The organism is Luteimonas sp. A537 (genome assembly GCF_054052065.1).
In genome coordinates this window covers 645,703-667,137 of sequence record NZ_JBSVRH010000002.1, presented here as the reverse complement: position 1 = coordinate 667,137, position 21,435 = coordinate 645,703, and the positions used below count along the sequence as shown (strand labels likewise).

The 21,435-nt window shown below is 65.9% G+C and carries 33 protein-coding genes; 31 read left to right on the top strand and 2 right to left on the bottom strand.

Translation table 11 applies throughout. The features are described 5' to 3' along the window. Nucleotides 1-4 precede the first annotated feature (4 nt). The 28 genes from rplC to ACW7GZ_RS06950 all read left to right on the top strand — a co-directional run bounded on the left by rplC (nt 5) and on the right by ACW7GZ_RS06950 (nt 15,613). The gene (gene rplC, locus ACW7GZ_RS07085) at nt 5-658 is read left to right on the top strand and encodes a 50S ribosomal protein L3 (RefSeq protein WP_457002921.1); all 654 of its coding nucleotides are present in this window, start codon (nt 5-7) and stop codon (nt 656-658) included. Nucleotides 659-670: 12 nt separating this feature from the next. Beyond that, complete coding sequence (rplD, locus tag ACW7GZ_RS07080; RefSeq protein WP_457002923.1) at nt 671-1,276, top strand: 50S ribosomal protein L4; 606 nt, start codon at nt 671-673, stop codon at nt 1,274-1,276. Next, a complete protein-coding gene (gene rplW / locus ACW7GZ_RS07075; protein WP_457002925.1) occupies nt 1,273-1,572 on the top strand; it encodes a 50S ribosomal protein L23 in 300 nt (99 codons plus the stop codon). The genes rplD and rplW overlap by 4 nt, the downstream gene beginning before the upstream one ends. Before the next feature lie 10 nt (nt 1,573-1,582). Then, a complete protein-coding gene (rplB, locus tag ACW7GZ_RS07070) occupies nt 1,583-2,410 on the top strand; it encodes a 50S ribosomal protein L2 (RefSeq protein WP_457002927.1) in 828 nt (275 codons plus the stop codon). Between the two features lie 6 nt (nt 2,411-2,416). Continuing rightward, nucleotides 2,417-2,683, top strand: a complete 267-nt coding sequence (gene rpsS / locus ACW7GZ_RS07065) for a 30S ribosomal protein S19 (protein WP_343255879.1) — start codon at nt 2,417-2,419, stop codon at nt 2,681-2,683. Between the two features lie 10 nt (nt 2,684-2,693). Continuing rightward, nucleotides 2,694-3,029: a 50S ribosomal protein L22 gene (rplV, locus tag ACW7GZ_RS07060; protein ID WP_343255878.1), complete on the top strand. Its 336-nt coding sequence runs from the start codon at nt 2,694-2,696 to the stop codon at nt 3,027-3,029. Nucleotides 3,030-3,033: 4 nt separating this feature from the next. Further along, nucleotides 3,034-3,774 carry a 30S ribosomal protein S3 gene (gene rpsC / locus ACW7GZ_RS07055; RefSeq protein ID WP_457002929.1) on the top strand — a complete coding sequence of 247 codons (741 nt, stop codon included), beginning with the start codon at nt 3,034-3,036 and terminating at the stop codon, nt 3,772-3,774. Nucleotides 3,775-3,777: 3 nt separating this feature from the next. After that, the gene (rplP, locus tag ACW7GZ_RS07050; RefSeq protein ID WP_343255876.1) at nt 3,778-4,191 is read left to right on the top strand and encodes a 50S ribosomal protein L16; all 414 of its coding nucleotides are present in this window, start codon (nt 3,778-3,780) and stop codon (nt 4,189-4,191) included. Beyond that, entirely contained in the window at nt 4,191-4,376 is a 186-nt protein-coding gene (gene rpmC, locus ACW7GZ_RS07045; protein ID WP_343255875.1) for a 50S ribosomal protein L29, read from the top strand. Before rplP ends, rpmC begins: the two co-directional genes overlap by 1 nt. A 13-nt stretch (nt 4,377-4,389) precedes the next feature. Continuing rightward, nucleotides 4,390-4,656, top strand: coding sequence for a 30S ribosomal protein S17 (gene rpsQ, locus ACW7GZ_RS07040; protein WP_457002932.1), 267 nt, complete (start codon nt 4,390-4,392; stop codon nt 4,654-4,656). Between the two features lie 12 nt (nt 4,657-4,668). Beyond that, complete coding sequence (gene rplN, locus ACW7GZ_RS07035; protein WP_343255873.1) at nt 4,669-5,037, top strand: 50S ribosomal protein L14; 369 nt, start codon at nt 4,669-4,671, stop codon at nt 5,035-5,037. 22 nt (nt 5,038-5,059) lie between these two features. Further along, nucleotides 5,060-5,374 (top strand): 50S ribosomal protein L24, encoded by a 315-nt coding sequence (rplX, locus tag ACW7GZ_RS07030; protein ID WP_457002934.1) that lies wholly within the window; start codon nt 5,060-5,062, stop codon nt 5,372-5,374. Nucleotides 5,375-5,385: 11 nt separating this feature from the next. After that, entirely contained in the window at nt 5,386-5,928 is a 543-nt protein-coding gene (rplE, locus tag ACW7GZ_RS07025) for a 50S ribosomal protein L5 (RefSeq protein WP_343255871.1), read from the top strand. Between the two features lie 15 nt (nt 5,929-5,943). Next, a complete protein-coding gene (rpsN, locus tag ACW7GZ_RS07020; RefSeq protein ID WP_457002936.1) occupies nt 5,944-6,249 on the top strand; it encodes a 30S ribosomal protein S14 in 306 nt (101 codons plus the stop codon). A gap of 81 nt (nt 6,250-6,330) precedes the next feature. Further along, a complete protein-coding gene (gene rpsH, locus ACW7GZ_RS07015; protein ID WP_343255869.1) occupies nt 6,331-6,726 on the top strand; it encodes a 30S ribosomal protein S8 in 396 nt (131 codons plus the stop codon). Between the two features lie 13 nt (nt 6,727-6,739). Next, complete coding sequence (rplF, locus tag ACW7GZ_RS07010) at nt 6,740-7,267, top strand: 50S ribosomal protein L6 (protein WP_457008529.1); 528 nt, start codon at nt 6,740-6,742, stop codon at nt 7,265-7,267. Nucleotides 7,268-7,297: 30 nt separating this feature from the next. Further along, nucleotides 7,298-7,651 carry a 50S ribosomal protein L18 gene (gene rplR, locus ACW7GZ_RS07005; protein WP_343255867.1) on the top strand — a complete coding sequence of 118 codons (354 nt, stop codon included), beginning with the start codon at nt 7,298-7,300 and terminating at the stop codon, nt 7,649-7,651. Nucleotides 7,652-7,823: 172 nt separating this feature from the next. Further along, nucleotides 7,824-8,357: a 30S ribosomal protein S5 gene (gene rpsE / locus ACW7GZ_RS07000; protein WP_457002940.1), complete on the top strand. Its 534-nt coding sequence runs from the start codon at nt 7,824-7,826 to the stop codon at nt 8,355-8,357. After that, a complete protein-coding gene (gene rpmD / locus ACW7GZ_RS06995; protein WP_144892887.1) occupies nt 8,350-8,547 on the top strand; it encodes a 50S ribosomal protein L30 in 198 nt (65 codons plus the stop codon). Before rpsE ends, rpmD begins: the two co-directional genes overlap by 8 nt. A 4-nt stretch (nt 8,548-8,551) precedes the next feature. Further along, nucleotides 8,552-8,986, top strand: coding sequence for a 50S ribosomal protein L15 (rplO, locus tag ACW7GZ_RS06990; RefSeq protein WP_457002942.1), 435 nt, complete (start codon nt 8,552-8,554; stop codon nt 8,984-8,986). A 7-nt stretch (nt 8,987-8,993) separates the two neighbouring features. Next, nucleotides 8,994-10,349, top strand: coding sequence for a preprotein translocase subunit SecY (gene secY, locus ACW7GZ_RS06985; RefSeq protein WP_343255864.1), 1,356 nt, complete (start codon nt 8,994-8,996; stop codon nt 10,347-10,349). A gap of 345 nt (nt 10,350-10,694) precedes the next feature. Then, a complete protein-coding gene (rpsM, locus tag ACW7GZ_RS06980; protein WP_343255863.1) occupies nt 10,695-11,051 on the top strand; it encodes a 30S ribosomal protein S13 in 357 nt (118 codons plus the stop codon). A 12-nt stretch (nt 11,052-11,063) separates the two neighbouring features. Then, nucleotides 11,064-11,453, top strand: a complete 390-nt coding sequence (rpsK, locus tag ACW7GZ_RS06975; protein WP_343255862.1) for a 30S ribosomal protein S11 — start codon at nt 11,064-11,066, stop codon at nt 11,451-11,453. A gap of 14 nt (nt 11,454-11,467) precedes the next feature. After that, nucleotides 11,468-12,103, top strand: a complete 636-nt coding sequence (rpsD, locus tag ACW7GZ_RS06970; protein ID WP_457002945.1) for a 30S ribosomal protein S4 — start codon at nt 11,468-11,470, stop codon at nt 12,101-12,103. Nucleotides 12,104-12,152: 49 nt separating this feature from the next. After that, on the top strand, nt 12,153-13,151 hold the full coding sequence (locus ACW7GZ_RS06965; RefSeq protein WP_457002947.1) for a DNA-directed RNA polymerase subunit alpha: 999 nt from the start codon (nt 12,153-12,155) through the stop codon (nt 13,149-13,151). Between the two features lie 25 nt (nt 13,152-13,176). After that, a complete protein-coding gene (rplQ, locus tag ACW7GZ_RS06960) occupies nt 13,177-13,551 on the top strand; it encodes a 50S ribosomal protein L17 (RefSeq protein WP_343277310.1) in 375 nt (124 codons plus the stop codon). A 91-nt stretch (nt 13,552-13,642) separates the two neighbouring features. Then, nucleotides 13,643-14,149 (top strand): disulfide bond formation protein B, encoded by a 507-nt coding sequence (locus ACW7GZ_RS06955; RefSeq protein WP_457008629.1) that lies wholly within the window; start codon nt 13,643-13,645, stop codon nt 14,147-14,149. 69 nt (nt 14,150-14,218) lie between these two features. After that, the gene (locus tag ACW7GZ_RS06950) at nt 14,219-15,613 is read left to right on the top strand and encodes a class II 3-deoxy-7-phosphoheptulonate synthase (RefSeq protein WP_457002949.1); all 1,395 of its coding nucleotides are present in this window, start codon (nt 14,219-14,221) and stop codon (nt 15,611-15,613) included. Nucleotides 15,614-15,664: 51 nt separating this feature from the next. Here ACW7GZ_RS06950 and ACW7GZ_RS06945 read toward each other — a convergent pair whose 3' ends face one another. Together ACW7GZ_RS06945 and typA are read right to left on the bottom strand one after the other, a co-directional pair. Next, nucleotides 15,665-16,249: a 2'-5' RNA ligase family protein gene (locus ACW7GZ_RS06945; protein WP_457008527.1), complete on the bottom strand. Its 585-nt coding sequence runs from the start codon at nt 16,247-16,249 to the stop codon at nt 15,665-15,667. Further along, nucleotides 16,246-18,075, bottom strand: coding sequence for a translational GTPase TypA (gene typA / locus ACW7GZ_RS06940; protein WP_457002952.1), 1,830 nt, complete (start codon nt 18,073-18,075; stop codon nt 16,246-16,248). The genes ACW7GZ_RS06945 and typA overlap by 4 nt, the downstream gene beginning before the upstream one ends. Nucleotides 18,076-18,265: 190 nt before the next feature. Here typA and ACW7GZ_RS06935 point away from each other — a divergent pair, with 190 nt between their 5' ends. The 3 genes from ACW7GZ_RS06935 to ACW7GZ_RS06925 all read left to right on the top strand — a co-directional run bounded on the left by ACW7GZ_RS06935 (nt 18,266) and on the right by ACW7GZ_RS06925 (nt 21,184). Next, nucleotides 18,266-18,760, top strand: coding sequence for a peptidylprolyl isomerase (locus tag ACW7GZ_RS06935; protein ID WP_457008525.1), 495 nt, complete (start codon nt 18,266-18,268; stop codon nt 18,758-18,760). A gap of 133 nt (nt 18,761-18,893) precedes the next feature. After that, nucleotides 18,894-20,093, top strand: a complete 1,200-nt coding sequence (locus tag ACW7GZ_RS06930; RefSeq protein ID WP_457002955.1) for an aminotransferase class I/II-fold pyridoxal phosphate-dependent enzyme — start codon at nt 18,894-18,896, stop codon at nt 20,091-20,093. 104 nt (nt 20,094-20,197) lie between these two features. Next, entirely contained in the window at nt 20,198-21,184 is a 987-nt protein-coding gene (locus ACW7GZ_RS06925) for a malate dehydrogenase (RefSeq protein WP_457002957.1), read from the top strand. The last annotated feature ends 251 nt before the right edge of the window (nt 21,185-21,435 follow it).

Sequence of the window (21,435 nt, the reverse complement as noted above, 5' to 3'; positions counted from 1 at the left end):
TGACATGACTGCGAAGAAATATTCGCTGGGTATCGTCGGTCGCAAGGCCGGCATGAGCCGGGTGTTCACCGAAGGCGGCCAGTCCGTGCCGGTGACCCTGATCGAAGCCACCCCCAACCGCATCACGCAGGTGAAGACCAGCGCAACCGACGGCTACAGCGCCGTGCAGGTCGCCGTCGGCAGCAAGCGCGCCGTGCTGGTGAACAAGCCCGAGGCCGGTCACCTGGCCAAGGCCAAGGTCGAGGCGGGTCGTGGCCTCTGGGAATTCCGCGTTGCCGACGACCAGGTCGGTGGCTTCGAGGTTGGCGGCGAAGTGAAGGCCGACATCTTCGAGGTCGGCCAGATGGTCGACGTCCAGGGCGTGACCAAGGGCAAGGGCTTCCAGGGCACGATCAAGCGCTGGAACTTCAGCATGGGCGACGCGACGCACGGCAACTCGCTGTCGCACCGCTCGCCGGGCTCGATCGGCCAGCGCCAGACGCCGGGCCGCGTGTTCCCGGGCAAGAAGATGTCCGGCCACATGGGCGCGGTGCAGCAGAGCACGCAGAACCTCGAAGTGGTCCGGGTCGACGCCGAGCGCGGCCTGATCGCCGTGAAGGGCGCGGTTCCTGGCGCACCGGGCGGAGACGTGATCGTGCGTCCCGCGAGCAAGGGTTAAGGAGAGATGACGATGGAACTCTCTATCAGGGATAGCAGCAGCAAGGTGTCGGTTTCCGAAGTGGTGTTCGGCCGCGAATTCAACCGTGACCTGGTTCACCAGGTCGTGGTCGCGTACCGCAACGCCGGCCGTGCCGGCACCAAGGCGCAGAAGACGCGCTCGGAAGTCCGCGGCACCACCAAGAAGTCGAAGAAGCAGAAGGGCGGCGGCGCGCGTCACGGCGCACTGACGGCTCCGATCTTCGTTGGCGGTGGCGTGACCTTCGCGGCCAAGCCGCGCAGCTTCGAGCAGAAGGTCAACCGCAAGATGTACCGCGCGGCGATGTCGGCGATCCTGTCCGAGCTCAACCGCCAGGGCCGTCTGCAGGTCGTCGAGTCCTTCGACGTCACCGAGACCAAGACCAGCGCGTTCGCCGAGATGCTCAAGGGCTTCGACCTCGGCAAGCGTCCGCTGATCGTCACCGAGGAGGCCTCGGACAGCCTGTACCTGTCGGCGCGCAATCTGCCGTACGTGCAGATCCGCGACGTCCAGGGCCTGGATCCGGTTTCGCTGGTCGGTGCCGACAGCGTGCTGGTCACCGCGGACGCCATCAAGAAGATCGAGGAGTGGCTGGCATGAACGACGCCAAGCTCTATGCGCTGATCCGTGCGCCGCGCGTGTCCGAGAAGACCGCGCGCCTGCAGGAAGCGTCCAACCAGTACGCGTTCGAAGTCGCCACCGATGCCACCAAGGCCGACATCAAGATCGCGGTCGAGAAGCTGTTCGACGTCAAGGTCGAATCGGTCAACGTGCTGAACGTGAAAGGCAAGCAGAAAGCCTTCCGCAATCGCAACGGCCGTCGCGCCGACTGGCGCAAGGCTTACGTGAAGCTCGCCGACGGTCAGTCGATCGACGTCATGAACGCCAAGGCCTGAGGAAGCCCCCATGCCATTGATGAAATTCAAGCCAACTTCCGCCGGTCGCCGTTCGGCGGTCCGCGTGGTCACCCCGGAGCTGCACAAGGGTGAGCCCTATGCGCCGCTGCTCGAGAAGCAGAGCCGCTCGGGTGGCCGCAACCACCATGGGCGCATCACAACGCGCCACATCGGTGGTGGCCACAAGCAGCACTACCGCATCATCGATTTCAAGCGCGACAAGGAAGGTATTCCGGCGCGCGTCGAGCGGATCGAGTACGACCCGAACCGCACCGCGCACATCGCGCTGCTGTGCTACGTCGACGGCGAGCGCCGCTACATCATCGCTCCCAAGGGCCTGAAGGCCGGCGACCAGGTGATCGCGGGCAACGACGCCCCGATCCGCGCCGGCAACACCCTGCCGCTGCGCAACATCCCGGTCGGTTCCACGGTGCATTGCATCGAGATGAAGCCGGGCAAGGGCGCGCAGATCGCCCGTGCCGCCGGCGCCGGCGTGCAGCTGGTCGCCCGCGAAGGCGTGTATGCCACGCTTCGCCTGCGTTCGGGCGAGATGCGTCGCGTGCCGGCCGAGTGCCGTGCCACCATCGGTGAAGTCGGCAACGTCGAGCACAACCTGCAGAAGCTGGGCAAGGCCGGTGCGAAGCGCTGGCTCGGCATCAAGCCGACCGTGCGCGGTGCGGCCATGAACCCGGTCGACCATCCGCACGGCGGTGGCGAGGCGAAGGCCGGCCAGGGCAACCCGCATCCGGTCACCCCGTGGGGCGTCCCGACGAAGGGCTACAAGACCCGCCATAACAAGCGGACGCAGCAGTTCATCGTGCGCGACCGCAGGAGCTGATAGACCATGGCACGTTCACTCAAGAAGGGCCCGTTCGTCGACCATCACCTCGTCAAGAAGGTGGAAGCCGCGGGTAACACCAAGCGTCCGATCAAGACCTGGTCGCGCCGTTCGATGGTGCTGCCGGAGATGGTTGGTTACACCATCGCCGTGCACAACGGCCGCAATCACGTCCCGGTGCTCGTCAACGAGAACATGGTCGGCCACAAGCTTGGCGAGTTCGCCCTGACCAGGACCTTCAAGGGTCATGGCGGCGACAAGAAGTCGCGTTAAGGAGATGACAATGGAAGCGAAGGCAATCCTGCGCACCGTGCGCATCTCCCCGCAGAAGGCTCGCCTGGTCGCCGACCAGGTCCGCGGCCTCTCGGCCTCGCGTGCCCTCGACCTGCTGAAGTTCAGCGACAAGAAGGCCGCGCACCTGATCTACAAGGTCGTGTACTCGGCCACGTCGAACGCCGAGAACAACCTCGGTGCCGACGTCGACGAGCTCAGGGTCAAGACGATCATGGTCGACGAAGGCCCGACGCTGAAGCGCTTCATGGCGCGCGCCAAGGGTCGCGGCACGCGCATCCTCAAGCGCACCAGCCACATCACCGTCGTTGTCGGCGAGGGGAAGTAAGCATATGGGTCACAAAGTTCATCCGACCGGCTTCCGCCTTGGCATCGCCAAGGACTGGAACTCCAAGTGGTATGCCGGCAAGAAGGATTACGCCGAGTACCTGATCTCGGACCTGAAGGTCCGTGAGATGCTTCGCAAGAAGTTGGCGGCCGCCGGTATCAGCCGCATCCTGATCGAACGGCCGTCGAAGTCGGCCCGCGTGACGATCCACACCGCCCGTCCGGGCGTGGTGATCGGCAAGCGCGGCGAAGACATCGAGAAGCTGCGCAAGGAAGTCAGCGCGATGATGGGCGTCCCGGCGCACATCAACGTCACCGAGGTCCGCAAGCCGGAGCTCGACGCGCAGCTGGTCGCCGAATCGATCGCGCAGCAGCTCGAGCGCCGCATCATGTTCCGCCGCGCGATGAAGCGTGCCGTCGGCAACGCGATGCGCCTGGGCGCGCTGGGCATCAAGGTCAACGTCGGTGGTCGCCTGAACGGCGCCGAGATCGCGCGTTCGGAGTGGTACCGCGAGGGTCGCGTGCCGCTGCATACGCTGCGTGCCGACATCGACTACGGCTTTGCCGAGGCGAAGACCACCTACGGCATCATTGGAATCAAGACCTGGATCTACAAGGGCGAGATCTTCGACTTCGCCCAGGTCGGCCAGGAAAAGCAGGACGATTCGCCGCGTGGCGAGCGTGGCGACCGCGGTGACCGCGATCGTCCGCGTGGCCCGCGCCGTGATCGCGAGGCGAGGGACTAAGTCATGCTGCAACCCAAGCGAACCAAATACCGCAAGATGCACAAGGGCCGCAACGACGGCCTTGCCTGGAGCGGCAATGCCGTCAGCTTCGGCGAGTTCGGCCTCAAGGCTACTCAGACCGGCCAGTTGACCGCACGCCAGATCGAGTCGGCGCGTCGCGCCATCAGCCGCCACGTGAAGCGCGGCGGCAAGATGTGGATCCGGGTGTTCCCGGACAAGCCGATCTCCAAGAAGCCGATCGAAGTGCGCATGGGCTCGGGCAAGGGCAGCGTGGAGTTCTGGGTTGCCCAGATCCAGCCCGGCCGCATGATCTACGAGATCGAGGGCGTTGACGAGGCGACCGCACGCGAGGCATTCCGCCTGGCGGCCGCCAAGCTCTCGGTCACCACCACTTTCGTGACCCGGACGGTGCGCTGATGGAAATCAAGGAACTCCGCCAAAAGTCGACGGACGAGCTGAAGGCCCATCTGCTCGAGCTGCAGAAGGAGTCGTTCTCGCTCCGCATGCAGAAGGCAACCGGCCAGCTTTCCAAGACCCACGACGCCCGTCGGGTGCGCCGCGAGATTGCTCGCGTCAACACCCTCCTTGGCGCCAAGCAGTAAGGACCGGGCAGACATGACCGAAAATACCGAAAAGAAGCTGCGCACGGTCGAAGGCCGCGTTGTCAGCAACAAGATGGACAAGACCGTGACGGTGCTCATCGAGCGCCAGGTCAAGCACGAGCTGTACGGCAAGTACATCCGTCGCTCGACCAAACTGCACGCCCACGACGCTGAGAATTCCTGCAACGAGGGCGATACCGTCCGCGTGGTGGAAATTGCGCCGATGTCCAAGACCAAGAACTGGCGCGTCGTCGAGATCGTCGCGCGCTCGGCTGAATAAGGAGGCTCCGAAATGATCCAGATGCAGAGCCACCTGGCCGTGGCCGACAACTCCGGTGCCAAGGAAGTGATGTGCATCAAGGTGCTGGGCGGCTCGAAGCGCCGCTACGCAGGCATTGGCGACATCATCAAGGTGTCGGTCAAGACCGCCATCCCCCGCGGCAAGGTCAAGAAGGGCGAGGTCTACGACGCGGTCGTGGTGCGCACCCGCAAGGGCGTTCGTCGCCCCGACGGTTCGCTGATCCGCTTCGACGGCAACGCCGCCGTGCTGCTCAACAACAAGCAGGAGCCGATCGGCACCCGCATCTTCGGGCCCGTTACCCGCGAGCTGCGCTCCGAGAAGTTCATGAAGATCGTCTCGCTCGCACCCGAAGTGCTCTGAGCCGGACGAAGAGGAAACCGACATGAACCGCATCAAGAAGGGTGACCGCGTCGTCGTCACCGCCGGCAAGGACAAGGGCAAGCAGGGCGAAGTCGTCCGCGTGCTCGGCGAGAAGGTCGTTGTCTCCAACGTCAACATGATCAAACGCCACACCAAGCCGAATCCCCAGGCCAACCAGCCGGGCGGCGTGATCGAGCGTGAAGCTCCGATCGACGCTTCGAACGTGATGCACTTCAACCCTGCCTCCGGCAAGGGCGAGCGCATCGGAACCAAGGTCCTCGAGGATGGACGCCGCGTACGCGTGTTCCGCTCGAGTGGTGAGGCGATTGACGCCTGAGGAATGCTGAAATGACCACCCGTCTGGAAAAGTTCTACAAGGAAGAAGTGGTGCCGAAGCTCACCGAGCAGTTCGGCTACACCAATCCGATGCAGGTCCCGCGCCTGTCGAAGATCACGCTCAACATGGGCGTGGGCGAGGCCGCGGCCAACAAGAAGGTGCTCGAGCACGCAACCGCCGACATGGCCAAGATCACCGGCCAGAAGGCGCTTGTCACCAAGTCGCGCGTTTCGGTGGCTTCGTTCAAGATCCGCGACGGCTGGCCGATCGGCTGCAAGGTCACGCTGCGCCGCGCGAAGATGTACGAGTTCTTCGATCGCCTGGTGAACGTTGCCCTGCCGCGCGTCCGCGACTTCCGCGGCGTGTCGGGCCGTTCGTTCGACGGCCGTGGCAACTACAACATGGGCGTGAAAGAGCAGATCATCTTCCCGGAGGTCGACTTCGACCAGGTTGACGCGCTGCGTGGAATGGATATCGCCATCACCACGACCGCCAAGACCAACGAGGAAGCCCGCGCCCTGCTGGAGGCGTTCCGCTTCCCGTTCCGCAACTGACCGGACAGAGAGACAATGGCCAAGACTTCAATGATCAACCGCGAAGTGAAGCGCGCGAAGCTGGCGAAGAAGTTCGCCGCCAAGCGCGACGAACTGAAGAAAGTCGTCAGCAGCGAGTCCGCGAGCTACGAAGAGAAGATGGATGCCGCGGTCAAGCTGCAGAAGCTGCCCCGTGACTCCTCGCCTTCGCGCCAGACCACGCGCTGCGCCCTGACCGGCCGTCCGCGCGCCGTGTACAAGAAGTTCGGCCTCGGCCGCAACATGCTGCGCAAGGCGACGATGAACGGCGACGTCCCCGGCCTGCGCAAGGCCAGCTGGTAACAGGTTCCAGGCCGGCCGCAAGGCCGGTTACAACGAATTCGCAATCCTGCGGATATCGGTGCACTCATAAGGTGATTTCAAATGAGCATGACTGATCCCATCGCCGATATGCTGACCCGCATGCGCAATGCGGCGGCTGTCGGCAAGCCGACGGTGAAGATGCCGTCCTCCAAGACCAAGGTGGCCATCGCCAAGGTGCTGCAGGACGAGGGCTACATCGCCGAGGCGCGCGTGATCGAGAATGGCGCCAAGGCCGAACTCGAGATCGAGCTCAAGTATTACGAAGGCCGTCCGGTCATCGAGCGCATGCAGCGCTTTTCCCGCTCCGGCCTGCGCCAGTATCGTGGCAAGGCCGATCTGCCGAAGGTCCTCAACGGCCTCGGCATCGCAATCATCTCCACCTCGAAGGGCATCATGACCGATGCGCAGGCGCGCCAACAGGGCGTCGGCGGTGAGGTTCTGTGCTTCGTGGCCTAAGGGAGTAACCGCAATGTCCCGAATTGCCAAGAAGCCGATTGCCCTTCCGAAGGGCGTCGAGCTGAAGATCCAGGACGGCACCGTTGCCGCGAAGGGCCCCAAGGGTGCCCTGTCGATGGCGATGCCGCTCGGCGTCGAACTCAGGATGGAAGACGGCCAGGCCGTGCTTTCGCCGGAAACCCCGGAGCAGATGGCCATCACCGGCACCATGCGTTCGGTCATCGCCAACATGGTGCGGGGCGTGTCCGAGGGCTTCGAGCGCAAGCTCGAGCTGGTCGGCGTCGGCTACCGTGCCGCGATGCAGGGCCAGGACCTGAACCTGTCGCTGGGCTTTTCCCATCCGGTGCTGTTCAAGCCGCCGGCGGGGATCACCATCAGCACCCCGACGCAGACCGAGATCGTGGTCAACGGCGCCGACAAGCAGCAGGTTGGTGAGGTCGCAGCGAAGATCCGCGGCTACCGCCCGCCGGAGCCGTACAAGGGCAAGGGCGTCAAGTACGCCGGCGAGAACATCATCCGCAAGGAAGCCAAGAAGGCCTAAGCCGGCCTTCAGCTTTCGGAGAACGAGACCATGCAGAAGAAAATTGCCCGCCTGCGCCGCGCCAAATCCACGCGCGCGCATATCCGCAACCTCGGCGTGCCGCGCCTGTCGGTGCTGCGCACCGGCCAGCACCTCTACGCCCAGCTGTTCACCGCCGACGGCTCCAAGGTCCTGGCTGCGGCCAGCACCACCCAGGCCGACGTCCGCGACGGCCTGAAGAACGGTCGCAATACCGAGGCCGCCGCCAAGGTCGGCCGCGCAATCGCCGAGAAGGCCAAGGCCGCCGGGATCGATTCGGTTGCCTTCGACCGGTCCGGTTACAGGTATCATGGGCGGATCAAGGCCCTGGCCGACGCCGCGCGCGAAGGTGGCCTGCAGTTCTAAGCGTCACGACGTGTTGAAAGGGTGGGGCACCGTCCCCACCCAAGCCTATCTGCCGATGCGGGCTGCATCGGACGCCTCCCGGCTTCTGCCCGGGAACGCGGTCCACCGATCCATATCACAACCATAAGCGGCTGAAAGCCGTACATCCTTCAACAACACAGGCAGCATCAAAATGGCAGAAGAACGCTCCCCGCGCGGTCGCGACCGCAACCGCGAGGAAATCGACGACGGGATGATCGAGAAGCTGATCACGGTCAACCGCGTCAGCAAGACCGTCAAGGGTGGTCGCCAGTTCACCTTCACCGCGCTGACCGTGGTCGGTGACGGCGCCGGCAAGGTCGGCTTCGGCTACGGCAAGGCCCGCGAGGTCCCGATGGCCATCCAGAAGTCGATGGAGCAGGCGCGCCGCAACATGGCCAACGTCGAGCTCAACGGCGGCACGCTGTACCACACGGTCAAGGCCGGCCATGGCGCCGCCCGCGTGTTCATGATGCCCGCGTCCGAAGGTACCGGCGTGATCGCCGGTGGCGCCATGCGCGCCGTGCTCGAGGCGGTGGGCGTGAAGGACGTGCTGGCCAAGGCCGTCGGCTCGCGCAACCCGATCAACCTCGTCCGCGCCACGGTCAAGGGCCTGGCCGGCATGCATTCGCCTGGCGCCATCGCGGCCAAGCGCGGCAAGAAGGTGGAGGACATCCTCAATGGCTAAGAACGAAGCCGGCACCGGCACCGTCAAGGTGCGCCTGGTCAAGGGCCTGCGCGGCTCGCAGGCCAAGCACCGCCTGTCCGTCAAGGCCCTGGGCCTGGGCAAGCTCAACTCCGTCCGCGAACTGAAGGACAGCCCGCAGGTCCGTGGCCTGATCAACAAGGTCCACTATCTGGTCCGGGTCGAGGAATAAGCACATGAAGCTCAACACCATGCAGCCCGCAGAGGGCGCCCGCACCGATCGCAAGCGCGTCGGCCGCGGCATCGGCTCCGGCCTCGGCAAGACCGCCGGCCGTGGCCACAAGGGTTCCTTCGCCCGCTCGGGCAAGGGCAAGATCAAGGCCGGCTTCGAAGGCGGCCAGATGCCGCTTCGCAAGCGCCTGCCGAAGGTCGGTTTCCGCTCGCGCATCGCCGGCGACACCGCCGAAGTCATGCTTTACCACCTCGACCGCCTCGAGGGCGACATCGACTTCAAGGCGCTGCGCGCCGCGAAGCTGGTGCCGGCCACGGCCAAGCGCGCGAAGATCGTCCTCAAGGGTGACGTGACCCGGGCGCTGGTGCTGAAGGGCATTCTTGCGACGGCCGGTGCCCGTGCGGCGATCGAAGCCGTCGGCGGCAAGGTCGAGGAGTAAGCGACGCATGGCACGCAGCGGCAGCGCAATGGGTGGCATGGGCGGGCTCGGAAAATTCACCGAGCTGCGCCAGCGCCTGCTGTTCGTCGTCGGGGCGCTGATCGTCTATCGCATCGGCTGCTACATCCCGGTGCCCGGCGTGAACCCCGACGCCATGCTGCGCCTGATGGAGCAGCAGGAAGGCACCATCGTGGACATGTTCAACATGTTCTCCGGTGGTGCGCTTTCGCGCTTCAGCCTGTTCGCGCTCAACGTGATCCCCTACATCTCGGCATCGATCATCATCCAGATGCTGGTGCAGATCGTGCCGAGCCTGAAGGCGATCCAGAAGGAAGGCGAGTCGGGTCGTCGCCGGATCACCCAGTGGTCGCGCATCGGCTCGATCCCGCTGGCGGTGTTCCAGTCGGCCGGCATCGCCGTGGCCCTGCAGAGCTCGGGCGCCAGCAATGGCATCCCCGTGGTCTACGCGCCGGGCATCGGCTTCGTTCTGACCGCAATCATCGCGCTCACGGCGGGCACCATGTTCCTGGTGTGGCTGGGTGAGCAGGTGACCGAACGCGGCATTGGCAACGGCGTGTCGCTGATCATCTTCGCCGGCATCGTGGCCGGGCTTCCGAGCGCGGTCATCACTACGTTCGAGGCCGCCCGCAACGGGGACATGAGCCCGATCGCGGTGATCATGATCGCGCTGATCGTGGTCGCGTTCACCTACTTCGTGGTGTTCGTCGAGCGCGGCCAGCGCCGGATCACGGTCAACTACGCGCGCCGCCAGGGTGGTCGCAACGCGTACATGAACCAGAGTTCGTTCCTGCCGCTCAAGCTGAACATGGCTGGCGTGATCCCCGCGATCTTCGCCTCGTCGATCATCATGTTCCCGGCCACGGCCTCGACCTGGTTCAGCCAGGCCGGCTCCGCCACCTGGCTGCAGCGCGTCAGCCAGGCGCTGTCGCCCGGGGAGCCGCTGTACATCCTGCTGTATGCGGGTCTGATCGCGGGCTTCACGTTCTTCTACACCGCGCTTGTCTTCAATTCCCAGGAAACCGCGGACAACCTGAAGAAGTCGGGCGCGCTGATCCCGGGCATCCGGCCGGGCAAGGCCACGGCCGACTACATCGACGGTGTGCTGACCCGTTTGACGGCTGCCGGCGCCACCTACCTGGTGCTGGTCTGCCTGCTCCCGGAGTTCATGCGTACCGAGCTCAACGCGTCGTTCTATTTCGGCGGTACGTCGCTGCTGATCGTGGTGGTGGTGGTGATGGATTTCATCTCCCAGATCCAGGCGCACCTGATGTCGCACCAGTACGAGAGCCTGCTGAAGAAGTCCAACCTCAAGGGTGGCGCGCGCAGCTTGCCGCGCGGCTGAAGATTCGAACGGATCCCGAGGGCCGCCGGCATTGCCGGCAGCGCCGAAGGATCCAGGCCCGGCCGTTTCACGGCTGGGCCTTGATGGGCGACCTGCGCGGCGATCCCGCGCGCAGGTGGTTCCAGGGCCGTCCCGGCGCCAGAGTAGCGCCGGGCGGGCAGGTCCCCCAAAGGGCCGGCCCAGCCAGGGAGCCGTCGCCGGAGCATGGGCACACTCCCCATGCCGGGCCGGTCGGACGCTTTTTTAGCGGCCGCGGGCTTTATTGACTGCCGGGATTCTGATACAATTTCTTGTTCACTGCGCCGGATACCCATTCGGCTGCCCCAAACAGTTGGAGATCCGCGCATGGCGCGTATTGCAGGTGTCAACCTGCCTGCCCAGAAACACGTCTGGGTTGGGCTGCAAAGCATCTACGGCATTGGCCGTACCCGTTCGAAGCAGGTCTGCGATGCCGCAGGCGTGGATTCGTCCACGAAGATCCGCGACCTTTCGGAGCCGGACGTCGAGCGCTTGCGCGCCGAAATCGGCAAGTTCGCGGTCGAGGGCGACCTCCGCCGCGAAATCGGCATGGCCATCAAGCGTCTGATGGACCTGGCCTGCTACCGCGGCCTTCGTCACCGTCGCGGCCTTCCGCTTCGCGGCCAGCGCACCCGGACCAATGCCCGTACCCGCAAGGGTCCGCGCAGGGCCATCAGGAAATAAGGAACCACCACCATGGCCAAGCCGGCAGCCAAACCGAAGAAGAAGATCAAGCGCGTCGTCACCGACGGCATCGCCCACGTCCACGCTTCGTTCAACAACACCATCATCACGATCACCGACCGGCAGGGCAACGCCCTGTCGTGGGCGACTTCGGGCGGCGCGGGTTTCCGCGGCTCGCGCAAGTCCACCCCGTTCGCAGCCCAGGTCGCCGCCGAAAAGGCCGGCAAGGTTGCGCTCGACTACGGCGTGAAGTCGCTTGAAGTCCGCATCAAGGGACCGGGCCCGGGCCGTGAGTCCGCCGTCCGCTCGCTGAACAACGTGGGCTACAAGATCACCAACATCATCGACGTGACGCCAATCCCGCATAACGGGTGCCGTCCGCCGAAGAAGCGTCGCGTCTAAGGGGGCGATAAGAAATGGCTCGTTATATCGGACCCACCTGTAAGCTCGCCCGCCGCGAAGGCGCCGACCTCTCGCTGAAGTCGCCCGCCCGCGCGCTGGATTCCAAGTGCAAGCTGGAGCAGAAGCCCGGCCAGCACGGCGCCGGTACCGGTGCACGTCGCAGCAAGCTTTCCGACTATGCCCTGCAGCTTCGCGAGAAGCAGAAGGTCAAGCGCATCTACGGCCTGCTGGAGCGCCAGTTCCGCAACTACTACAAGAAGGCTTCGACCACGAAGGGCAACACCGGCGAGAACCTCCTGCAGCTGCTGGAAACCCGCCTGGACAACGTCGTCTACCGCATGGGCTTCGCGATCACCCGCCCGGCCGCGCGCCAGCTGGTTTCGCATCGTGGCGTCACGGTCAACGGCAAGTCCGTGAACCTGCCGTCCTACCAGGTCAAGGCAGGCGACGCGATCGCGCTGTCCGAGAAGGCCCAGAAGCAGATGCGCGTCCAGGAAGCATTGACGGTGTTTGCGACCATGGACCTTTCGCCGTCCTGGGTCGAGGTCGACTCGAAGAAGTTCAGCGGCGTGTTCAAGGCGGTCCCGGACCGCGGCGACCTGCCCGCGGACATCAACGAAGCGCTGATCGTCGAGCTGTACTCGAAGTAATTCACCCGGCCCGCCGGTTCATCCCGGCAGGCCACAGGAGACACCAAACATGACGGTTACCGCCAACCAGGTCCTGCGCCCGCGTGGCCCCCAGATCGAACGACTCGCCGGAAACCGCGCGAAGGTCGTGATCGAGCCGCTCGAGCGCGGCTATGGCCATACGCTCGGCAACGCCCTGCGCCGCGTGCTGTTGTCGTCGATCCCCGGTTTCGCCATTACCGAGGTCGAGATCGACGGCGTGCTGCACGAGTACAGCACCATCGAAGGCCTGCAGGAAGACGTGCTCGAGGTGCTGTTGAACCTCAAGGACGTCGCCATCCGCATGGGCACCGGCGACAGCTCCACGCTCACCCTGGCCAAGTCCGGCCCGGGCGTCGTGACCGCCGCCGACATCAAGACCGACCACAACGTCGAAGTCCTCAACGGCGAGCACGTGATCTGCCATCTCACCAAGGATGCGTCGATCAACATGCGCCTGAAGATCGAGCGCGGCTTCGGCTATCAGCCGGCTGCCGCTCGCCGCCGCCCGGACGAAGAGACCCGCTCCATCGGTCGCCTGATGCTGGACGCGTCGTTCTCGCCGGTCCGTCGCGTCGCCTATGAGGTCGAAGCGGCCCGCGTCGAACAGCGCACCGACCTCGACAAGCTGGTGCTCGACATCGAGACCAACGGCACGATCGACGCCGAGGAAGCCGTGCGCACCGCCGCCGACATCCTCACCGACCAGCTCAGCGTCTTCGGCGATTTCACCCGCCGCGAGGGCAACGACCAGAAGGTCCAGACCCCGGGTGTTGATCCGGTGCTGCTGCGCCCGATCGACGACCTGGAGCTGACGGTGCGTTCGGCCAACTGCCTCAAGGCCGAGAGCATCTATTACATCGGCGACCTGATCCAGAAGACGGAAGTCGAGCTGCTCAAGACCCCCAACCTCGGCAAGAAGTCGCTCACCGAGATCAAGGAAGTGCTGGCCCAGCGTGGCCTCTCGCTCGGCATGAAGCTCGAGAACTGGCCGCCGGCCGGCGTCTCGGCGCACGGCATGCTCGGCTAAGACCAGACAGACAGGAACCAAGACCATGCGCCACCAGAAATCCGGCCGCAAGTTCAGCCGCACCAGCGCACACCGCGATGCCATGTTCACCAACATGGCGGCGTCGCTGCTCAAGCACGAGCTGATCAAGACCACGCTCCCGAAGGCCAAGGAGCTCCGCCGCGTCGCCGAGCCGCTGATCACCATGGGCAAGACCGACGGCGTCGCGAACCGCCGCCTGGCCTTCTCGCGCCTGCGCGACAAGGAAGCCGTGGGCAAGCTGTTCGTCGACCTGGGCCCGCGTTACCGCGAGCGTCCGGGCGGCTACCTCCGCATCATCAAGTGCGGTTTCCGCGACGGCGACAACGCGCCGATGGCCTACGTCGAGCTCGTCGACCGGCCCGAGGCCGCGGCGGAGTAATCACCGCCGTCGTCCGCTATGCAAAAGCCCCGGCCCTGCGCCGGGGTTTTTGCTATCTTGGCGTCCGTTTCGCGCGAGCCCAACGATGAACCTGAATCCGTTCCGCTGGTCGTTCCGCCAGCAATGCTTCGCCGGCTTTGCGATCTGCGCAGCGCTGATCGGCTTTGCGATCTACTCCCAGTTCGCCTGGGGCCTTGAGCCGTGCCCGTTGTGCATTTTCCAGCGCATCGCCTTCGCCGCGCTGGGCCTGGTCTTTCTGGTTGCCGCCCTGCACTCGCCGCGCGGGGCAGGGGGCAGGGCGTTCTACGGGGGCCTCGGCTTCCTTGCCGCCGCCGTCGGCATGGCGATCGCCGGGCGTCACGTCTGGATGCAGTACAACCCGCCGGAGATCCCCGGCTGCGGCCCGCCGCTGTCGTTCATGCGCGAAACCATGTCGACCGGCAACGTGATCCGCAAGGTGCTGACGGGAAGCGGTGACTGCGGCAACGTCGACTGGACCTTCCTCGGCCTGTCGATGCCGGCGTGGAGCCTGGTGTGGTTCGTGCTGCTGGCGATCCTGTTCGTGGTCGCGGCCTTCCGTCCACGACGCCATCGCTGACGACCATTGCGATACGCGGCGCGGCGGCGGATGATGGCTGTCGCTGCAGTGCAACAACCGCGAACTCCAATGCCCGTAAAAGAACGAAACCTCCAAGCCGTGAACATCCCCGAAGCCTGGGCGCCAGGAACCTGGCGCGGCCGCGCCGCGTTGCAGCTGCCCACCTACCCGGACGCCGGCGAGCTTGCGCGCGTCCAGGACGAGGTCCGGGCGCTTCCGCCGCTGGTAACGTCATGGGAGATCATGGCGCTCAAGCAGCAGCTGGCGGAGGCCCAGGAGGGTCGGCGGTTCCTGCTGCAGGGCGGGGACTGCGCCGAGAATTTCAGCGATTGCAGTGCCGAAGTGATCTCTAACCGGTTGAAGGTGCTGTTGCAGATGAGCCTGGTGCTCGTGCACGGCCTGCGCCTGCCCGTGGTGCGGGTGGGGCGCTTCGCCGGCCAGTACGCCAAGCCACGCTCGGCTGATACCGAAACCCGCGGCGACGTCACCTTGCCGAGCTATCGCGGCGACATGGTCAATGGCCCCGAGTTCAGCCCCGCCTCCCGGATTCCCGATCCCCGGCGCATGGTCAAGGCGCATGCGCGCTCGGCGATGACCATGAACTTCGTGCGCTCGCTGATCGATGGCGGCTTTGCCGACCTTCACCACCCCGAATACTGGGACCTTGGCTGGGTGACGCATTCGCCCCTGGCCGAGGATTACCAACGCATGGTGGGCAACATCGGCGAAGCCGTGCGCTTCATGGAAACGCTGTCCGGTACCGAGGTGCACAACCTCAACCGCGTCGACTTCTTCACGTCGCACGAAGCGCTGCTGCTGCCCTACGAGGAGGCGCTGACGCGCGAGGTGCCGCGGCAGTGGGGCTGGTTCAACCTCAGCACCCATTTTCCGTGGATTGGCATGCGCACCGCGGCCGCCGGCGGTGCCCACGCCGAGTATTTCCGCGGCATCCGCAATCCCGTGGCGGTGAAGATCGGCCCGTCGACGGCGCCCGACGAACTGCTTCGCCTGGTCGACCTGCTCAACCCGGCGGACGAGCCGGGGCGGCTTGGCCTGATTTGCCGCATGGGCGCCGGCAAGGTCGCCGAGCGGCTTCCGCCGCTGCTGGAGGCCGTCAAGCGGGAGGGGCGTCGCGTGCTGTGGATCTGCGACCCGATGCACGGCAACACCGAGTCGACCAGCAACGGCTACAAGACGCGGCGCTTCGACAACATCCGCAGCGAGATCGAGCAGAGCTTCGACCTCCACGCGGCCGCGGGGACCAGGCTGGGCGGCGTGCACCTGGAGCTCACCGGCGAGGACGTGACCGAATGCACCGGCGGCGCGCGCGACCTTGCCGAGTGCGACCTCGAGCGTGCATACCGCACGATGGTGGATCCGCGCCTCAACTACGAGCAGTCGCTCGAGATCGCGATGCTGATCGTGCGCAAGCACGAGCAGTTGAACGTTCCGGCCAGGGCCTGAGCGGCCTGGGCGGCCGCCGGGTCGGCGGTCGCCACCGGCGGTGGAAGGGCGCTAGAAAAGTCCCGCCTGCAGCGGCACCTGGGGGAGCGCGGCGCCGGTCAGCGGCCATTCGCCCAGCGCCTCGTATCGCCCTCCCGGGTTGAACAGCAGTTCGAAGCCGTCGACGCGCAATGCCTCGTCCGGGCAACGGACGGCGTCCAGCCAGGGTTGCGCGGGCAGCTGGCGTTCCAGGTAGGCCAGGGTCACATGGGGCTGGGTGGTTGCCTGCAGCGGCTTGATGCCGCAGCGGCGAATGGCGTCGCGCGTGGCGTCGCACAGCGCCTGGAGTTCGGGACAATCACGTGGAAGCGCGACCACGGCGCCGGAGCCTGCCCAATACGCGACGCGCGCGACCTGGAACACGTGCGCCGGAATGCGCCGCGCGGCGTCGGCCAGGCCCTCGCGCAGCGATGGCGTGAACATGTCCATCGCGTCGTAGCCGATGAAGCACAGGGTGGCGTGCCACTGGTCGGGGCGGCGGAGCTGCAGGCGCGGTCCGTCCGCAGGCCGCGCCGCCTCGATCCCGGCCACGAGCGTGGCCAGCTGCCCACGGGCGTCGGCGCCAGGCCTCCACCCCGGGAACAGCGCCCCGCTCACGCCGAGCGGCTGGCCCGCTTGCGGTCGGTTTCGCTGAGGTGCTTCTTGCGCAGGCGGATTTCCTTCGGGGTGACCTCGACCAGCTCGTCGTCCTCGATGAAGTCCAGGGCCTGCTCCAGCGTGTACTTGATCGCCGGCGTCAGCTTGATGGCGTCGTCCTTGCCGGAGGCGCGCATGTTGGTCAGCGGCTTGGTCTTGATGGCATTGACGGTGAGGTCGTTGTCCTTCGAGTGGATGCCGATCAGCTGTCCCTCGTAGACGTTGTCGCCCTCTGCCGCGAACAGCTTGCCGCGCTCTTCGAGCGGCCCGAGCGAGTACGCGGGAGTCGCACCCGGCGCGTTGGCGATCATCACGCCGTTGCTGCGCTTGGCGATCGCACCCTGTTCCTTCGGGCCGTAATGGTCGAACACGTGGAACAGCAGGCCGGTGCCCTGGGTCAGGGTCTTGAACTCGTTCTGGAAGCCGATCAGGCCGCGCGCCGGGATCATGTAGTCCAGCCGCACGCGCCCCTTGCCGTCGGACTCCATGTTCTTCAGCTGGCCCTTGCGGATGCCGAGCTTCTCCATCACGCCGCCCTGGTGCACTTCCTCGATGTCGATCACCAGCTGCTCGACGGGCTCCATCTGCTGGCCGTCGATCTCCTTGATGATGACTTCCGGGCGCGACACGGCGAGTTCGAAGCCCTCGCGGCGCATGGTCTCGATCAGCACCGACAGATGCAGCTCGCCGCGGCCGGAGACCAGGAACTTGTCCGGATCCGAACCTTCCTCGACCTTCAGCGCGACGTTGTGCAGCGTCTCGCGCTCAAGGCGCTCGCGGATCTGGCGGCTGGTGATGAACTTGCCGCCGCTGCGGTCCTTGTTGCCGGCGAACGGCGAGTTGTTGACCTGGAAGGTCATGCTGATGGTGGGCTCGTCGACGGTCAGCGCGGGCAGCGCCTCGGGCGTGTCGAGCGCGCAGATGGTGTCGGAGATCGACAGGTCCGCGATGCCGGAGAGGGCAAGGATGTCGCCGGCGTTGCCGCTCTCGACCTCGACGCGCTCCAGGCCCAGGAAGCCCAGCACCTGCAGCACCTTGGCCTGGCGCTTCTTGCCGTGGCGGTCGACCACGCTCACCGCCATGTTGGTCCGCACCGTGCCGCGCTGGATGCGGCCGATGCCGATCAGGCCGACGAAGTTGTTGTAGTCCAGCTGGCTGATGCGCATCTGGAACGGGCCGTCCGGGTCCACCGTCGGCGCCGGTACGTGCTTCATGATCGCTTCGTACAGCGGGGTCATGTCGCCGTCGCGGACGCTGTCATCCAGGCTGGCGTAGCCATGCAGGGCCGAGGCGTAGACGATCGGGAAGTCGAGCTGCTCGTTGGTGGCGCCGAGCTTGTCGAACAGGTCGAACACCTGGTCGATCACCCAGTCCGGGCGCGCGCCGGGGCGGTCGATCTTGTTGACCACCACGATCGGGTTGAAGCCCATCGCGAACGCCTTCTGGGTCACGAAGCGCGTCTGCGGCATCGGTCCGTCCATGGCATCGACCAGGATCAGCACCGAGTCGACCATCGACAGCACGCGCTCGACCTCGCCGCCGAAGTCGGCGTGCCCGGGGGTGTCGACGATGTTGATCCGGTTGCCATTCCAGTTGATGGCGGTGTTCTTGGAGAGGATCGTGATGCCACGTTCCTTTTCCTGGTCGTTGCTGTCCATCACGCGCTCGGTCATGACCGTGCGTTCATTGAACGTGCCCGACTGCTTGAGCAGGCAATCTACGAGGGTGGTCTTGCCGTGGTCGACGTGGGCGACGATGGCGATGTTGCGGAGGCGTTCGATGGACATCGGGAAAACCGCACCTCGTGCCTTCTTGGGGCAGGGCGCGCGGGACCTGGTTCGGGTGAGCCGATCATTATACTGCGTTCAAGGCCCGCGCAAAAGTATTGCAAATAGCCAGAGCGGCTCCATCTCAGCCCCGAGGCCGGCGGGGATGTCCCGCCGGTCACCTTTTCGACCCCCATTGCAGGAGTTCCAGATGTCCCTGAACGCCGTTTTCGACACCGACCGTGGCCAGATCAAGGTCGAGCTTTACGCCGACAAGGCCCCTCTGACCGTTGCCAGCTTCGTCAATCTCGCCAAGCGGGGCTTCTACGACGGCCTGGGCTTCCACCGGGTGATCCCGGATTTCATGATCCAGGGCGGTTGCCCCAAGGGCACCGGTACCGGTGGTCCCGGCTACAAGTTCGAGGACGAGACCGACAACGGCGTGAAGCATGATCGCGGCGTGCTGTCGATGGCCAATGCCGGCCCGGGCACCAACGGCAGCCAGTTCTTCATTACCCACATCAAGACCGACTGGCTGGACGGCAAGCACACGGTGTTCGGCAAGGTCACCGAGGGCCTGGACGTGGTCGACGCCGTCAAGCAGGGCGACGCCATCAAGTCGGTGAAGATCGAGGGCGATGTCGACGCGGTGCTGGCCGCGAAGGCCGACCGCGTGGCCGAGTGGAACAAGGTGATGTCGGCCTGACCCATGCCGGCCCGAGAGCCGGGCCGGGCGGGGGCGCGATGCTAGAATAGGCGGCTGCCGCGCGTGCAGCGGACAGCCGCGCGTCGCGTCCCGGACTCCCAAGAATCCCTCCCAGAATCCCGAGGTTCCCGCAATGCCCAAGCTTGCCAAGCGCATGGGTCGCGCCAAGCCCAGCGCGATCATGGTCGTGGCCGAGACGGCCCAGCGCCTGAAGGCCGAAGGCCGCGACATCATCAGCTTCTCGATCGGCGTCCCCAACTTCCTGCCCGGCGAGCATGTCTACGCCGCCGCGCGCAAGTCGCTGGAGTCCGACTCCGGCCAGTACGGCAACAACCGCGGCGCCAACGCGCTGCTTGACGCGTTCATCGCGCACATGGACGGCCTTGGACTCACCGGCTACACGCGCGCCAACTGCGCGACCGGCGTCGGCGCCAAGCACATCCTGTACAACCTGGCCGAGGCGCTGCTGGACGAGGGCGACGGCTTCGCCTTCGCCACGCCGTACTGGACCAGCTACATGGACATCGCCGAGATCGTCGGCGCCGACATCCAGCTGCTGCCGTGCCCGCCCGAGCAGGATTACAAGCTCACCCCGGCCCAGCTCGACGCCGCGCTGGCGAAGAAGCCCAGGGTGTTCCTGTTCAACAACCCGTCCAACCCGACGGGCATGGTCTACACGAAGGACGAGATCGCCGCCCTGGCGGACGTCATCGCGCGCCATCCCGACACCTGGATCATCACCGACGACATCTACAACAAGATGGTGTTCGACGATCTCGGCTACCACAACTTCGTGCAGGCGCGCCCCGAGCTGCGCGACCGCGTGATCTTCGTCGATTCGCTGTCCAAGACCTATGGCATGCCGGGCTGGCGCGTCGGCCTGATGGCCGGTCCCGAGGTCGTGGCCCAGGCGGTGACGGTCATGAACTCGAACCACATCACCAGCCTGCCCGAAGTCGTGGCCGCCGCCGCCACGGCTGCGCTGTCCGGCCCGCAGGACGTGCCGGCCGAGCGCTGCGCCGAGTTCCAGGCCAAGCGCGACCAGGTCGTGGCCGCGCTCAACGCCATCCCCGGCGTGGTCTGCCCGGTGCCGCAGGGCGCGTTCTACGCCTTCCCCGACATCAGCTGCGCCTTCGGCAAGTCGCACGACGGCAAGCTCATCGCCAACGACGTCGACCTGTGCAACGCGCTGCTCGAAGCCAAGGGCGTGGCCTGCGTGCCGGGTTCGGCCTTCGGCGAGCCGCGCGGCCTGCGCATCAGCTACACCTGCCCGACGCCGCAGCTGGCGCCGGGCCTGGCGCGCATCCAGGAATTCTTCGCCGAACTGTCCTGAGTCCGCCCACGGCGGCCGGGTCCCGATCACGGTCCCGGCCGCCAGCCGACAGCGCCATTGCGCATCCCGTTTTCCTCCAGTCCCACGCATCCGGAGCCACCCACATGAAGACCCCCGTCCGAGTTGCCGTCACCGGCGCCGCCGGCCAGATCGGCTATGCCCTCCTGTTCCGCATCGCCTCCGGCGACATGCTGGGCCGTGACCAGCCCGTCATCCTGCAGATGCTCGAGCTGCCGATGGAAAAGGCCCAGGCCGCGCTCAAGGGCGTGATGATGGAGCTCGAGGACTGCGCGTTCCCGCTGCTGGCCGGCATGGTCGGCACCGATGATCCGGACGTGGCGTTCAAGGACGCCGACATCGCCCTGCTGGTCGGCGCGCGTCCGCGCGGCCCGGGCATGGAGCGCAAGGATCTGCTGCTGGAGAACGCGAAGATCTTCACCGCCCAGGGCGCGGCCCTGAACAAGGTCGCCAGCCGCGACGTCAAGGTGCTGGTGGTCGGAAACCCGGCCAACACCAATGCCTGGATCGCGATGAAGTCGGCGCCGGACCTGAAGGCTGCGAACTTCACCGCCATGCTGCGCCTGGACCACAACCGCGCGCTGAGCCAGCTCGCCAACAAGGCCGGCGTGGCCGTGGGCGACATCGAGAAGCTGGTGGTCTGGGGCAACCACAGCCCGACCATGTATCCCGACTACCGCTTCGCCACCGTCAAGGGCGAGTCGCTGAAGGACCGCATCAATGATGCCGACTGGAACGCGAATGCGTTCATCCCGCAGGTCGGCAAGCGCGGTGCGGCGATCATCGAGGCCCGCGGTCTGTCCTCGGCCGCCTCCGCCGCCAACGCCGCCATCGACCACATCCGCGACTGGGTGCTGGGTTCGAACGGCAAGTGGGTGACCATGGGCGTGCCGTCGGACGGCAGCTATGGCATCCCCGAAGGCGTGATTTACGGCGTGGCGGTGACCACGGAGAACGGCGAGTACACCCGCGTCGAGGGGCTGGAAGTCGACGAATTCAGCCGCGCGGCGATGGACAGGACCTTGGCCGAGCTCGAGGAAGAGCGCGCGGGCGTCGCCCACCTGCTGGGCTGACATCGATGCGGGACCCGTCCCGCATGCCGCATCGAAGCGACCGGGCCTGGCCCGGTCGTTTTCGTTTGGCTCTTCTCCCGGTTGAGGGGCTTCCAGGTGGTGGCTTCGTCGGGGGCACACTGATTTCCGTGGGCGCGCGCGCTGCTCTCCGTGAGGGTGCACGCTGCCCGCCGTGGACGCAGGGGGGATGCCCAGCCGGATGTCTCCGCGTCCTGCTCCCATCATCCGGCCGCCGGCCATCCATGGCCGGC